Below are 14,852 nucleotides of genomic sequence, written 5' to 3'. Positions count from 1 at the left end.
ATTTGGGTCTTTTTTTATTTTTATTTAATCATGTTCGCATTTTTACAATAATTCAAAATATTCGATATATATAATAAACCCATTATCTTATTTAGAAAGGGGAAATAAAACTTTTCAGCGGGAACGATGTTAAAACAAAACCAAATAAGGGGCTGTGTAAAACAAATGCAAAAGGGATTTCAAAAGTCTTCCATTATTACGGCTGCTATGATTCTTACCTTAAATTTCCTTCCGTTAACCGGGGGTCATAAGGCATCTGCTCACGGCGGCGAACCAGAATTAGTGGAGTTAAAAACCGCTCTGGAATCTACTGACGCCAAAATCAAATCCAGTTTTTGGAGTATTTTTACAAACACCGTGACAATTGAAAAAGGCGATACAGTAATCAAAATTAAACCAGATTCCAACATCGCAAATGTGAATGGAAAAAAAGTGACATTAGAAACAGCAGTGACTGAGAAAAAGGACAAACTCTATGTGTCACATGATTTTGTCAATGATGTACTCCCGGAACCGAAGCAAACTTTTCAAGTAAAAAAGGGAAAGCATCCTCTTGATCCTCTAACACCAACGGAAATTGAAACAACAATTGATGTATTGAAGCAATCCGGGAAATACAAGGACAGCCTCCGTTTTACCGAAATTACAATAAAATTGCCGGAAAAACAAAAGGTATGGGACTGGAAAATGGAGGGCAAGAAAAATGACGCCTTCGAAAGAAAAGCAGAATTCATCGCATTAGACGGGAAGCAAGTCATTGAAGGTGAAGTCGACTTGTCAGCAAAGAAGCTTAATTCCTGGAATGAAATTGAAGATGTTCATGGTATGGTCATCCTTGATGATTTTGCTGTGGTTCAAAATGCGATTGAAACAAGTGCTGAGTTTGCTGAAGCACTTAAAAAACGAAATATTAATGACCCTAAAAAAGTCGTCAGCACCCCATTAACCGTTGGCTATTTTGAAGGAGAAGACGGCCTTGAACATGACAAACGCCTCCTAAAGGTGGTTTCCTACTTAAATACAGGTGACGGAAATTTCTGGGCCCACCCAATTGAAAATTTAGTCGCTACCGTTGATCTCGAAAAGAAGGAAGTCATCAAAATCGAGGATGAAGGGGTCATCCCGGTTCCAATGCAGTTGAATGCCTACGACGGAAGAGACTATTCTGAAAAAGTCGATGTCAAACCATTGAACATAACAGAACCGGAAGGGAAAAATTATAAAATTACGGGAAATAACATCAGCTGGAACAATTGGGATTTCCATTTACGCCTTGATACACGTGTTGGACCAGTGTTATCAACGGTCACCTTCAAAGACAAAGATAAGCCAAGAAAAATTATGTATGAAGGATCATTAGGCGGAATGATTGTTCCATATGGTGATCCAGATGTAGGCTGGTACTTCAAATCCTATCTAGATGCCGGGGATTACGGAATGGGGCAATTAACCGCACCGCTTGAATTAGGAACAGATGTACCGGAAAATGCGAAACTTCTTGATGCCACCATTGCGGATAACTCTGGCAATCCTTATACCATTAAAAACGCCATTGCTATCTTTGAACAATATGCTGGCCCTGAATATAAGCATGCCGATCTTGCTACTTTTACCGAGGAAAACCAAAGCCGCGAGCGCAGAGAATTAGTCGTACGCTGGGTGAGTACAATCGGAAACTATGATTATATTTTTGATTGGGTTTTATCACAAAACGGTACAATCAAAATTGATGTTGGCGCATCTGGTATTGAAGCGGTTAAAGGCGTTCATTCGAAAACAATGCATGATGAAACAGCGAAAGATGATACCAAATACGGTACATTAATTGATAACAACATCGTTGGGACAACCCACCAACATATTTATAATTTCCGATTAGATTTAGATGTTGACGGAGAAAACAATACGTTGACAGAAATCAACCCAAAGGTAGAGACAAATACAGAAGGCGGACCTAGAAAAAGTGTCATGGTAACTGAGCAAAAAACCGTAACAACCGAGCAGGAAGCGATTCAAAAATTTGATCCTTCTACGATTCGCCTGTTGAGCAACTACAATAAAGAAAATAAAGTAGGTAATCCTGTTTCTTATCAAATTATCCCATTTGCCGGTGGAACTCATCCAATTGCCAAAGGTGCTCTATTTAGTGAAGATGATTGGCTTTTAAACCGTGTCAACTTCATGGACAAACAAATCTGGGTGACAAATTATGATCCAAACGAGCGATATCCAGAAGGAAAATATCCAAATCGAAGCAAAACAGATACTGGATTAAAGCAATTTACAGCTGATAATAGTTCTATTGAAAATACTGATAATGTTGTCTGGATGACAACCGGTGCCACACATGTTGCACGTGCTGAAGAATGGCCGATGATGCCTACAGAGTGGGTGCATGCCATGTTAAAACCATGGAATTTCTTTGACCGGACACCAACGCTTGATTTGCCGAAAAAGAATATCGAAGAACAAAAGTAAGGATACGGGGCTATCTTTCTTTTAGGACAAGCCCCTTCCTTCCATTACACATAAAGTGCTAGCATTTTTATAAAAAATCACGAGGGGGAACTTAGTATGAAACAATATCAATTATTTATAAACGGAAAATGGGTTGATGCCCTTTCTGGAAAAACATTTGAATCATTGAATCCAGCAACAAAAGAAGTCAATGCCATTGTAGCTGAGGCCGATTGTGAGGATGTAGATTTAGCTGTGAAGGCTGCCCGTCATGCATTCGAATCAGGTCCTTGGTCAGGTATGGCACCAAGTGATCGAGGCAGATTATTGTATAAGGCTGCGCAAGTGCTTTGGGAAAGAGCAGATTTTCTGGCTGAAACGGAATCAAGAGATAACGGGTTGCCAATAAACGAAACGAAGTATATCGCGATACCTGCTATGATTGATGTTTTGGAATTTTACGCTGGGCTTGCCAATAAGGTTCAAGGAAGCACTCTTGCCTCACCGCACAACCGATTTAACTATACATTAAAAGAACCTGTTGGCGTTGTTGGAGCCATTGTACCTTGGAATTTCCCTTTGATGCTTACGATGTGGAAACTTGCCCCAGCTCTAGCGGCAGGAAATACCATTGTCATCAAGCCAGCTGAACAAACACCTGTTAGTATTCTTGAGATGGTGAAAATTTTTCAAGAAGTCGGCATTCCAGATGGGGTCATCAATGTCGTGCCTGGATTTGGTAAAACGGCTGGTGATGCTCTTGCCTCACATCCTGATGTTGATAAAATTGCATTTACAGGTTCGACTACAACTGGCCGGTTAATCATGCAGGCTGCAAGCAAAAACTTAAAACCTATTAGTCTTGAATTAGGCGGTAAATCACCGAATATCGTCTTTGATGATGCCCACATTGAAAATGCTGTAAACGGATCTATGTTTGGTATCTTCTTTGGCCAAGGACAAGTTTGTGCATCAGGTACAAGACTTTTTGTCCAAGAAGGCATTTACGACAAATTCATCGATTCCCTCATTAATAAAGCGCAATCAATCCGTGTGGGTAACCCTTTAAATCCATCCACTCAAATGGGACCGCAAGTGTCATTGCAGCAATTGGAAAGAATCCAGCATTATGTGGCAGCTGGCCTTGAGGAAGGAGCAAATCTTGTGTTAGGCGGCCAAAGAAACAACGAAGCAGGGAATGGCTATTTCTTCACCCCTACTATTTTTGAAAATGTAACAAATGAAATGACTATTGCCAGGGAAGAAATCTTTGGCCCTGTCCTATCCATTATCCGTTTTAAAGATGAAGAGGATGCTTTAAGATTAGCAAACGACACGGTGTATGGACTGGCTTCAGGTATTTGGACGAATGATTTAAAACGCGCACATCGAATGGCTCGAGGGTTAAAAGCCGGCACTGTTTACGTCAATACATTTAGTAAGCTTGACAGTGCAGCTCCGTTTGGCGGTAGAAAGCAAAGCGGATTTGGCAGAGAGCTTGGTGTCCAAGCAATGGATATGTATACCGAAACAAAAAATGTCTGGATTGATTTAGATGACGAAGGTTTAAATTGGTATGGTTTCTAATATCAAATCTGAAAAATAAGTATGACTATATGTTTGAAATGACGACTTAAATTACTTAAATTACTTAAATATATACTAAAAAAAGCCTATAACCCTAGGCTTTTTTAGTATATATTTTTTCAATTTTCTTTGAGGTTAACGGAGAAATAACTAAAGGGCAAACATCCCATGGGTCATTTCTCCGTTAACTTGATAGCTATGGTGCCTAACACCTTTGTACTGGTTTTTCTTGTATTTGTTGTTCTTCGTAAAAAAAGCCGTAGTGCCCTGATGCTGCGTCAAAAGGAGTATAGATATATGTTTTCCTATCCTTATTAACATAAACATTATAATAAAAGTCTAATGCCACCATACATAAAACAACAATATATCCTATGATGATAGTCATCCCTATCCCTCCCTTTCTAGATAAGGAGAGCAAGCTTGCTCCCCTTATACTTTTAAGCATTTAACCCACTCTATTATTTCGTAACAGAAACGGGTCACCTTTTTTAATAAACGGCATAATTTTTTCACTGAATAATTGCTGCGTACGGATGGTTTTCCAATGTTCCATTCCTGCATACGAACAGATAACGGAAATCTCAGTCAGTTCAGGAACTGCATCCACTACTTTTTGTATTTTTTCTCTAATTTCTTCAGGTGAACCAACCCAAACATATTCTTCATCAAGTAATTGCTGATATGGAATCGTCGCGAGAGCTTCAAGAGTACCAGCAGCGTAGAAGCCATAGTCTTTCGCAATCATTTCCTCTTTAGAAGGAAGTCCAACAGTTGGAGCTACATTTCCCTTCATGAATTGTAAAATATAATCCTTTGCTTCAGCACGCGCACGATCGCCGTCATCATCTAAATAGAGAGCCTGAACAAAGATAATTTCCGGCTTATGACCATGCTTTACACAGGATTCTTTGTATACTTCTAATTGGTGAACCACTTTTTCAAGAGGCAGCATAGGAGTAATTAATACACCATAGCCCTTCTTGCCTGCTACTTCATAGTTATAATTGCTAGCACCGCCTGTATAAATCTTAGGGTGCGGCATTTGAATCGGTCTTGGAACCACGCTGACATTGTCCACATCATAATACTTTCCATGATAGGAGAATGTATCCTCTGTTAAGGCTAATTCAAGGATCTCCAGGCTTTCTTTAAAACGGCCCCGGGATTCTTCAAGCGGAATGGATGCTTTCGGGAATACCCATGCGTGTCCGCGTCCTACAGCTAATTCAAACCGGCCATTTGTTAAAATATCCGTTGCAGCCACTTGCCCTGCAAATACCATTGGGTTATGAAGCGGTAATATATGAGAACATGTTCTAAAACGAATATCTTTTGTTCTCTGAGCTGCAGCAGCATAGAGGGCCATTGGATTGGTTGAGATAGAGAATTCTTCAAACCAGTGGTGCTCTAATGTATTAAATGTTGAGAACCCAACTTTATCAGCATGTTCGATTTGTTCTAATACTTCTTTATAGACCTGTGCATGTGGTTTATGGTTCACCTTCGGATTTTGCATTTCAACGTAAATTCCAAATTTCATTTAAGTTCGCCTCCGAATCTTTCTTCTAAATCAATTGTAGAATATTCCGAAAATTACAACCATACCATATTAGGTCTAATTGTTCCAAGAAGTTTAGCACTATTAGTGTAGTGTTAACCTATGCTATTGTTTCATGCGATTCCATCGCTTAGATTTGTCTTTATTCAGGCCTTTTTCTATTAGCATCAGAATCAAGATAATCAAAAGTCCTTTACGACAAAGTAAAAAACCTGCAAGCCTTTATAAGGTTTACAGGTTTTGAGATTCGTAGTGACTAACAGAATTAAATGAAGCCCGGCATTGGCGGTACACCCAGCATAACTGAACCTGCACCGTCGTACATGCTTTCGTTAAGGAACGCGTGCTGAGTCACAACCATCGCATCGCGCAAATGACGCTGAAGCGGGTGTCCATCATATATCGCCGAAGTTCCAGCAAGCATGTAAGCCGCCTGAACCGCTTCCGCACCTGCGCGTGTAGCCTGCACAGCTGCCAAACGAAGCATGCTTGTTTGATCAGCAGAAACACCGTCACCCTTCATAATTGATTCCCAAGCGGCATCTGTCGCTTCGTAGAAGAAGGCACGCGCCGATCTTAGCGTAGCTTCTGCCTTTGCTATGGAGATTCTTACATAAGCGCGATCAGCCATCTTCGGTGCACCAGTGATGCTGGCACGGCCTGCCGTCTGAGAAACTTCATTAAGAGCCGCGCGGGCTACACCAAGATTAACTACCGCAAGTACTTGCGCGGCATAAGCGATGGATGGATATTGACAGATTGGTTCTTCGATGGAAGGCGCTCCGCCGCGGACAAAGGTCCAATCATCAGGAACAAATACATCTTTTACCTTCAAATCATGGCTGCCTGTTCCACGCATTCCAAGCACTTCCCAGTTCTCAACAATTTCCACATCCTCAGGCTTCAATACTGCAGTAAGCGGCTTGCCGCCTTGCCCTGTACCAATACCGACACCAAGAAGGTCAGCGCCCTTACAGCCGCTCGCAAACTTCCAAACACCGTTAACAATATAGCCTCCCTCAACCTTCTTAGCAGGCTGAACTGGAAACAATCCGCCAGCAAAGGCGACGTCCGGTCCATTTGCATACACTTGTGCGAGCGTTTCCTTAGGCAGGGCTGCTAAGTAGACTTGCGCAGAGCCGAAGCTTGCTACCCATCCAGCAGAACCGTCAGCCTCAGAAATGGCCTCAATCATCTTAAGAAATTCTGAAGGCGAAAGACCATCACCGCCAAAGCATTTCGGCACATGAGCACGATAGATGCCCAATTCTTTTAATTGCGCTATCATGTCCTTTGGCACATGTCTCTTCGTTTCAAATTCGTCCCGTCGAGCTCGGACTTCATCCAGCACACGATTTAGCAAGGTCTTATTTAGATTCTGATTTTTCATTTCAACAGTCATTATTCTTTCCCCCTTAGTGTTTTTAAGTTAAACGTATTCGTCCTTTATCTCATAAGCCTTCCGCCGTTAATATCGAATGTTGCTCCAGTCGTGAACCCGCCAGAATCAGACGCTAAATAGGAAACTAAGTCTGCAACCTCTTTCGGTTCTCCCACACGTTTAAGTGGAATACTCTCTACCATTTGAGCTATTTTAGCCGGATCCATTTTATCCATCTCTGGTGTACGAACAGAAGCTGGAGTGACAGCGTTAACTGTTATTCCATACTGCGCCAACGATCTGGCAAAGGTTTTACTTAACGCAATTTGTCCTGCCTTTGAAGCAGAATAATGCGCACCTGACGTTAATGGACCTGCCTGCCCTCCAAATGAGGACATATTGATGATTCGTCCCCAGCCTCTCTCTTTCATTGCAGGAACGACTGCCTGTGAAAAGAAGAAGGTGCTTTTTAAATTCACATCAATCACTTGATCCCATTCTTCCTCATTAATTTCTTCTATTGGAGTTTCATAACGAATTCCTGCATTATTTACTAGAATATCGATTCTGCCCCACTCGGTTAACACTTGGTCGACCGCATGTTTAATCCCTTTTGTATCAGACACATCCAATTGGATGAACATGACTCTGTTCTCATTTACTTCCTTCTGGAACCTTTGCTTTGTTTCTTCAAGGTTCGCCTTGTTTCTAATTACGAAAACAACTTTTTTTCCTTCATTCACAAAATTTTCAGCGACAGCTAACCCTAGACCTTTATTTGCTCCAGTTACGATGGCAACTCTTTGTTCATTCATTTGCACGAAAATCCCCTCTTTCGGAAAATTGAAAATTTTATAGTTTGTAATAATCCTATTGTTCATAGTAATCATAAACACGATTGGGTAATGTCTAATGTTGCAATCCCTTCATGTGTCAGAATGTTAATTTAAACCCGATTTCAACATGGCTGCTAAAACGGTTTCATAAGTCATTTTATTTATGATAGGAGAATGACTTACAATGCGATTTTGAATCGCCTCCAAATTATTTTTTCTATATTCATAGTAAAATATTTAGAAAATTCCAACTACAACACATTAGGTCTGAATATGTTAGAAAATTCAGCATGGTTCATACGATACTGTTTTAAGCTCTATTAAACACGAATATTGATGCTTCGAATGCCTATGAGGTATATTATTCGCAAGTTATTCATACTGAATAAAGGCTTGACCGCATGCCGTATAGGCCATTTTCAAGATGTATCACTAACAAAACCTTTTAAAAAACAGTCAAACACAAAAGTGCCTGGCTCCGCCAAAAACCTCTAGTTTTTTGGCGGGTTCCAGACACTTTATAGAATGACCCCCTATTCGAGTATGGACTTATACAGCAAATGTAACAAGCTGCGGGAAAAGAATAAGAATAGCAACAAGAATTGTATACGTAACAATAAAATACCCAGTCCCTTTAAACACCGTTGTAATAGGGATTTCTTTTGATATTCCTTGGACAATAAAGGCATTTACTCCAACCGGTGGTGTAATACCGCCTAGGCTTGTCACGATACATAGAAGAATTGAAAACCAAACTGGATCATAGCCAAGCATAATAATGGCAGGGAAGAAGATTGGAATGGATAGGATTAAGAATCCTAATGCATCCATAATCGCACCGCCAATAACATAAATAAGTAAGATGGCAATAAGAATAATGACGGATGGTACAGCTAAATTGCTGACAAACTCTGCAACAGCAAACGGAAGTCTTGTTGCAGTGATGAAACGGCCAAACACAACGGCACCTACTACTAAGAATAACACCATTGCCGTAGAGCGAATCGTACTATCTAACGCTTCCACTAATCGCTTCCATGTGAACTTTTTCATAGCAATAGTGATTAAAAGTGCACCAAACGCGCCAAATGCTCCTGATTCAGTTGGTGTAAATAAGCCATAGAATAAACCGCCGATAACAAAGGCAAATAACACAAAAACAGGAATAACGCCTTTTAAGGATTTTAACTTTTCACTCATTGGGAATTTCGGTCCCGCTGGTCCTAATTCTGGGTTTCTTTGACAAAGGAAAATGACGGTTAAGATCATTAATGTTGTAAGCAAGATTCCCGGAAGAAGAACGGCAGCAAACAAATCTTGAACCGATTGCTGTGTTTGAATGGCAATAACAATTAATACAGTACTTGGAGGGATTAAGATTCCTAGTGTACCGCCTGTGGCAACACTGCCGGCACTAATTGCCTGATCGTATTTATATTTCTTTAATTCTGGCAGAGCGATGGTTCCCATCGTTGCTGCAGTGGCCGTGTTAGAACCACAGATAGAAGAGAAACCGGCACTAGCTAGAATAGTCGTGCTTGCCATGCCGCCTTTATACTGTCCAAGCCATTTATAAGCCGCATCAAATAAATTTTGCGTAATTCCAGAGCGGAAAATAATTTCTCCCATAAATACATACAAAGGAATAATGGCTAATGTATAACTGGAAAATTGGCCCCAAATGTCAGCGCTAAGAATATTAAAAGCCGCTTCCTTACCCATAAATAGAAATAGTCCGACAAACCCGACAATAAACATCGTGAAGCTGACAGGCATACGCAGGAAAATGGCAACTAATAAAGCGATGATACCGATTAATCCGATACTAGTTGGATCCATTAGTTTCCCCTCCTTTGAATTCAAAAATAAGGTCTTTAAGAAGTACTAACACGAATACGAGAAATCCAAGCGAAGAAAGAAAAACGAATGGGTAATAGATAATGCCTAGGGTTTGTGAAACGTTATTATTGGCAGATAGTGAAATGGCATATTGAAATAGCTGCCAGCCAACGATACTAAAGAAAGCAAGTGAAAGAAATGCAACAAGTATTCTTAACACCTTTTGTACTACCTTAGGGAACTTTACGACTAATAAATCAATATCCACATGTCCGCGATGGATTTGCGTATAACCAAGTCCAAACGATACTGAAATGGCTGCCAGCCAACCGACAATTTCTGTTGTACCTAATATTGGAGTGGAGAAGACCCGTTTAATCCCATTAGCTACGATAAGCAGCATCATCACAATAACAGCGCTTCCAGAAATCCAAGCGAATAACTGACTAATCTTAAGGGTAATCTTTTCAAACATCCCCATCTTTACTGCATTATTTTCTACATTCAAGCCCATTGACTCTTTACTTGATGTAATCTCTGTCACTTCACTCATCATATATCCCTCCTCGAAAGACCCATTTCAAATGCTGCTTCTAGCGTATAAAATGATTACCCCCTTAGGAATGCATAATAGAGAGTAATCATTTTATTAAGTTTCTATTTATTGTTCTTGACTGTATTTTTCAATTAGTTCATTTAAGCGTTCATGGTACTCTTGTCCAGGTAAACCTGCTTCTTCAGCTTTTTTAACTGCATCTGATTGTAACTTTTTGCTGATTTCATCCCACTTCGCTTCATCTTTTAGTGAAACGTGTTTGATGCCATGCTCGTCTTCACTCCATTTTAATACTTCGCCTACATAGTTATCTAAATAGTCACCAGTAAACTCTGTCATTTCTGTATTTAACTCATCAATGACCTTCTTCACATCATCTGGAAGTGAATCATATTTACTTTTATTCATGACCGCTACGAAAGTATTAACTGTTAAAGGATAATCTGTGATAGATTTCACCATTTCAGCATATTTCATATCTTTTAGTACTTCACGAGAAGAAACATAACCATTTACAATACCTGTCTGAAGGGCTTCAGCCACTTCACCTTGAGACATTCCTACTGGCGCTGCTCCTAGTTCTTTAAATAAATCCGTTGTCGCACCTGAGATACGTAATTGCTTTCCTTTTAAATCTGCTAAGCTTTCAATTGGTTGTTGTGATTGAATATAAGCTGGCTCTGACGCGAATGTCGTGATAATTTTGAAATCTTTAAAGGCATCTTGTGGATATTCATTGATTAGATCAGCGATTACTTTACTAGCTACCGTTGCATTTGGATAGCCTGACGGCATATCAGAAATTGCTAATAATGGAAATCTTCCAGGCTCATATGTTGTTGATGATAATCCGATATCAGCAAGTCCATTAGCTACACCGTCATACATATTTTCAGCTGTTAAAAGGGACCCACCTGGGAATGTGTTCACTTTAACTTTTCCATCTGTACGTTTTTCTAATTCTTCAGCCCACTTTTCCATTTGAACAGCAGGGAATGTACCTGCAGGAGCAAAGAAGGCATAATTCAACTCGATTACATCTCCTGATTTTCCGCCACTTTCTTTGTTTCCGGATGAAGCGCTGCTACAGGCTGTCATAACTAGCATCATTAAAGCTACTAAGCTGAATAATATTCTTTTTCTCATAGTCTATTCTCCTTTAGTTTTCAAGTAGGAAAAACGGTCTTCCAATAACAGCTTCTAAACGGAAATACTTGTCCAAGCCTGTTGCACGGAATGAATGAGTCATATCAGCAACTGTTTGTAAATCAGGGATATTATAAAGTAAACAAGCATGATAGCCCGCACTTCCAGCTGCACCTGCGGTTAAAATATCTCTATCAAATGTCCCTAGTAATTCTGAACCATTTTCTTTCCATGTTGCGATGACCTCATTTAATGCAGGTAATACTTCATTTGTTTTTTCATCACCAGTTGTGTTGAACCAACCGCTTGTAGATTCAAAATAAATCATTACTCGTAGTGGTGTTGGTACTTGTGGTGCTCCGTGTTTAATTCCAGCCATAATAAAATTTCCTCCCTTTATCACCTTAAATAATCTTTTATTCCTATTAATTGTTGGTCCTGTCATCTAACCATCTGTCTTTAGAGGAACAATAGAAAACAAGATTTTCTAACGATTACTCCTCCCCTGCCAGATAATCCTATAAGATGCTTTCTAGGACCCGCAAAGCATTACCGCCAATAATTTTCTCGATTTGTTGAACCTTATAATTCTTTTTAATCAGCCACTTGATCATATTACTCATGGCTTCTGTTGGATTTTCCAACCCTTTTACAAAAGGAAAGGATTCATACTCCTGATTTCCATGTGAGTCATGAAGTGACAACATATCGTCAAAAGCATTCTGCAAGGCTACATGATCACCAAAGAACGTATCAGGCCCTAATCCGACATGGTCTATTCCGACTAAATCGATAAGATACTCCAAATGTTCCATAACCGATTCAAGAGTATGTTCATTTGGATTTCTAGCAGACAATGTGGTATTTGGTGCAGCACACACACCAATGACACCGCCTTTTTCAGCACATGCAAGCAGTACTTCATCCGGTTTCATTCGAGGCGAATCCCAAATCTGCCTTGCTCCGGCATGTGTAATCATAACCGGTGCTTCGCTTGCTTCAATCACATCTAGGCTTGTCCGGTCACCGCAATGAGAGATATCAATCACCATTCCAAGCTGATTCATTCTCTCAACTACCTTTCTGCCAAACTTCGTTAATCCGCCGTCGTACGGTTCCGTTAAACCGGAGCCTAGCGTATTCGCATCATTATAGGTAATCCCCATACAGCGAATGCCCAATCCATAGAGAACATCCACGCGATCGACTTCATTTTCTAAAATACTCGCTGCTTCTAATGATGGTAAAATCGCAATTTGTTTCGATTGTTTCGCTTTCAATAAATCTTGATAGGTATTTGCAATATAAACGGTATCCTGCTTAGCAATATCACAGTAGCGTATCCCTAAAGTGAAGATTACATCATTCCACTTTAGACCGTTTTGTGATGTAACGATAGAAATTCCATCCATAAAGTTCTCGAATATCACATCAATACCCGAACGGGCTAAGCCCTCATAATCAAACATGGTATGAAGCTGACGGCAATAAGGAATAATATCTTCCGGATTTTTCGGAACGATAAATCCGTGATCCCTTAGCGACACAATCGGATAATATTTCTGCAATGTGTCAAAAATACGTTCCTCCGATTCAGACAGCTTCAGGTCATAAGTATTCTGGTATCTTTCGGTTTCTGGGAGCTGATAACGCTTGTAGTGCTTGCCTGGTGTTAGATATTGAAATGATTGATAACCATTATATTTTTTTACAATAGTTTTTATAGGCTGCTCTACAGGCTGCCTTATTAACTGTTTTACAGTCATTATGTTCACCTCGCTTTAAGGTTTTTACCCAATTTTTAAAATTGTCAGATAACAATTGTATCTTATCATTTTTATTTTTAGATAACAATAAAGAACTTTTAATATACTAAATTTTTTTTATACAAATCTATAAGTTAAATTTTCTTTATTGATAACAAGACTATTTTCTATTCTAAGAAACTATTAAGGTTATTTTTATGCAGTGACTATAGCAGAGATACTGCAAATTCCTCCTTCATTGAAACGGTATATTAACGAACAATGTTAATCAGCAAGATTTTTTTGACCCGTTTCCTGCGACCTCCTTCACTAACCGGTGACAATAATAATGAAAATCGTTTATCCGGATTAGGAACTTCTTTTTTTATATTGTTGATAATATTTATAGTAGAATATTCTGAACATTCAAACCACAACACAACCAGTCTAATTTTATTAAATGATTTAACACTATTAGTACAGTGTAAAGTACATATATTTTTGCACATATATCTATCCAACTTATTAAATCGACATAGACATTCTTTTTCTATCATGTATGGGTGGTAAACATGGTTCTTCCGCTAGATATTTGACTCATCCGTGTGAAAAGGACTTTTCACACGCCTTTCAGCTCCGCTGAAAGGTTGCGATATGGTCATGAAACGGGAGGAGAAAACTCGTTTTCTCCTCCCGTTTCATGACCATATCGCTTAGATGAGTCAAATATCCACTAGTATAAGTCGAAATATTAAAAAAGACATATATAGAAGAATTCTCCCACGAGTCTATTTATTTTTTTATATTTATAGAAAACTAATGGAGTATTGTCTAACTTTTGAAAATATAGGCGTAAGTTTCCAACTTATCCCTTATTCCCTATTGATTAACAAACTTTTGCTTGTTAGTATTTAGATTATGAAAATAAATTTGCTCACTATTTCACATTATGTAACCAATAGGATTCAACTTTTTTCAACCTAAATCATTCGTGTATAGGAATTCTGAAAACGTTTTACCACAAATATATATCTGGAGCGTACTGGAATGAATATAAGAACCAACTATATTATTAACAATAGAACAATAGCTCTTGTTTCACATTATGAAATGGCTAATGAATACACCAGGGTGATACATGAATCTGAATCTTTTATTGTTCGGCAACCCCCTGATGAAATTGTCAGAGCCTCTTTCATCCATTTTGGATGCCCGCTCGAAGAAGCTGTCGATTTAGCTCGAAAAATACTAAAAAAACCTGATTCCATTCCCATTGCTTTATGTGCAAAAAGGAATCTTATTCTGACCCGCTGCAAAGTGCCAAATCAAGACGGCATTGTCTGGCTTATCCTTTCACATATTAATGAAATCCAACGTTACAGAATAAATAAAACGACTGTATTTTTGACGAATGGCCAATCCTTTTATGTGGATATAAAGGTCAATGACCTGAAAAATCAGCGAAATTTGGCAGCCTGTTTATGCGAATCACTAGTAAATCAATCAACCGAACAGAAAACAAAGTATTATCTCTACGACCACAAGAAAGAAATTGCTTTAGCGCTTGAGAATGGCAAGTTGGAATATATCGTGAAGCGGAATAAAGAGGATGATGAGGATTTAGATTTGGATATAGTGTTGAAGTAAAAAACAAATAGAGCTGTGCAAAAAAGGCGATAAAAGCAGTGATTATATCCGCTTCATGCCTTTGTTTTTTAGAAGGAAGCAAAGGCACCAAGCCCTC

Annotated in this window: 12 protein-coding genes; 3 read left to right on the top strand and 9 right to left on the bottom strand. The window is 39.2% G+C overall.

The window, feature by feature from the left end; translation table 11 throughout:
- Positions 1-126: 126 nt before the first annotated feature.
- Together F4V44_RS02710 and F4V44_RS02705 are read left to right on the top strand one after the other, a co-directional pair.
- Positions 127-2,478 (top strand): copper amine oxidase, encoded by a 2,352-nt coding sequence (locus F4V44_RS02710; protein WP_223881768.1) that lies wholly within the window; start codon positions 127-129, stop codon positions 2,476-2,478.
- Positions 2,479-2,574: 96 nt separating this feature from the next.
- Complete coding sequence (locus F4V44_RS02705; protein ID WP_150438452.1) at positions 2,575-4,044, top strand: aldehyde dehydrogenase family protein; 1,470 nt, start codon at positions 2,575-2,577, stop codon at positions 4,042-4,044.
- Between the two features lie 205 nt (positions 4,045-4,249).
- Here the strand turns inward: F4V44_RS02705 and F4V44_RS02700 are convergent, their stop codons facing one another.
- From F4V44_RS02700 to F4V44_RS02660, 9 genes are all read right to left on the bottom strand, one after another.
- Positions 4,250-4,432: a hypothetical protein gene (locus F4V44_RS02700; RefSeq protein ID WP_150438451.1), complete on the bottom strand. Its 183-nt coding sequence runs from the start codon at positions 4,430-4,432 to the stop codon at positions 4,250-4,252.
- A 60-nt stretch (positions 4,433-4,492) separates the two neighbouring features.
- Entirely contained in the window at positions 4,493-5,587 is a 1,095-nt protein-coding gene (locus F4V44_RS02695; protein WP_150438450.1) for an LLM class flavin-dependent oxidoreductase, read from the bottom strand.
- Between the two features lie 283 nt (positions 5,588-5,870).
- Positions 5,871-7,007, bottom strand: a complete 1,137-nt coding sequence (locus F4V44_RS02690) for an acyl-CoA dehydrogenase family protein (RefSeq protein ID WP_150438449.1) — start codon at positions 7,005-7,007, stop codon at positions 5,871-5,873.
- A gap of 44 nt (positions 7,008-7,051) precedes the next feature.
- Positions 7,052-7,801, bottom strand: a complete 750-nt coding sequence (locus tag F4V44_RS02685; RefSeq protein ID WP_223881767.1) for an SDR family NAD(P)-dependent oxidoreductase — start codon at positions 7,799-7,801, stop codon at positions 7,052-7,054.
- A 570-nt stretch (positions 7,802-8,371) separates the two neighbouring features.
- A complete protein-coding gene (locus F4V44_RS02680; protein ID WP_150438447.1) occupies positions 8,372-9,661 on the bottom strand; it encodes a TRAP transporter large permease in 1,290 nt (429 codons plus the stop codon).
- Positions 9,648-10,217 carry a TRAP transporter small permease gene (locus F4V44_RS02675; RefSeq protein WP_150438446.1) on the bottom strand — a complete coding sequence of 190 codons (570 nt, stop codon included), beginning with the start codon at positions 10,215-10,217 and terminating at the stop codon, positions 9,648-9,650. The genes F4V44_RS02680 and F4V44_RS02675 overlap by 14 nt, the downstream gene beginning before the upstream one ends.
- Before the next feature lie 105 nt (positions 10,218-10,322).
- A complete protein-coding gene (locus F4V44_RS02670) occupies positions 10,323-11,363 on the bottom strand; it encodes a TRAP transporter substrate-binding protein (protein ID WP_150438445.1) in 1,041 nt (346 codons plus the stop codon).
- Positions 11,364-11,376: 13 nt separating this feature from the next.
- Positions 11,377-11,742 (bottom strand): hypothetical protein, encoded by a 366-nt coding sequence (locus F4V44_RS02665; RefSeq protein ID WP_150438444.1) that lies wholly within the window; start codon positions 11,740-11,742, stop codon positions 11,377-11,379.
- Between the two features lie 139 nt (positions 11,743-11,881).
- On the bottom strand, positions 11,882-13,129 hold the full coding sequence (locus tag F4V44_RS02660) for a dipeptidase (RefSeq protein WP_150438443.1): 1,248 nt from the start codon (positions 13,127-13,129) through the stop codon (positions 11,882-11,884).
- 1,026 nt (positions 13,130-14,155) lie between these two features.
- Here F4V44_RS02660 and F4V44_RS02655 point away from each other — a divergent pair.
- Positions 14,156-14,755 carry a competence protein ComK gene (locus tag F4V44_RS02655; RefSeq protein ID WP_150438442.1) on the top strand — a complete coding sequence of 200 codons (600 nt, stop codon included), beginning with the start codon at positions 14,156-14,158 and terminating at the stop codon, positions 14,753-14,755.
- Positions 14,756-14,852: the final 97 nt, after the last annotated feature.

This window comes from Niallia endozanthoxylica (assembly GCF_008710145.1).
GTDB classification, from domain to species: Bacteria; Bacillota; Bacilli; order Bacillales; family Cytobacillaceae; genus Bacillus_BD; species Bacillus_BD endozanthoxylica.
Note: the sequence above shows the minus strand (reverse complement) of the source record. Positions and strands in the feature narration are given on the sequence as shown.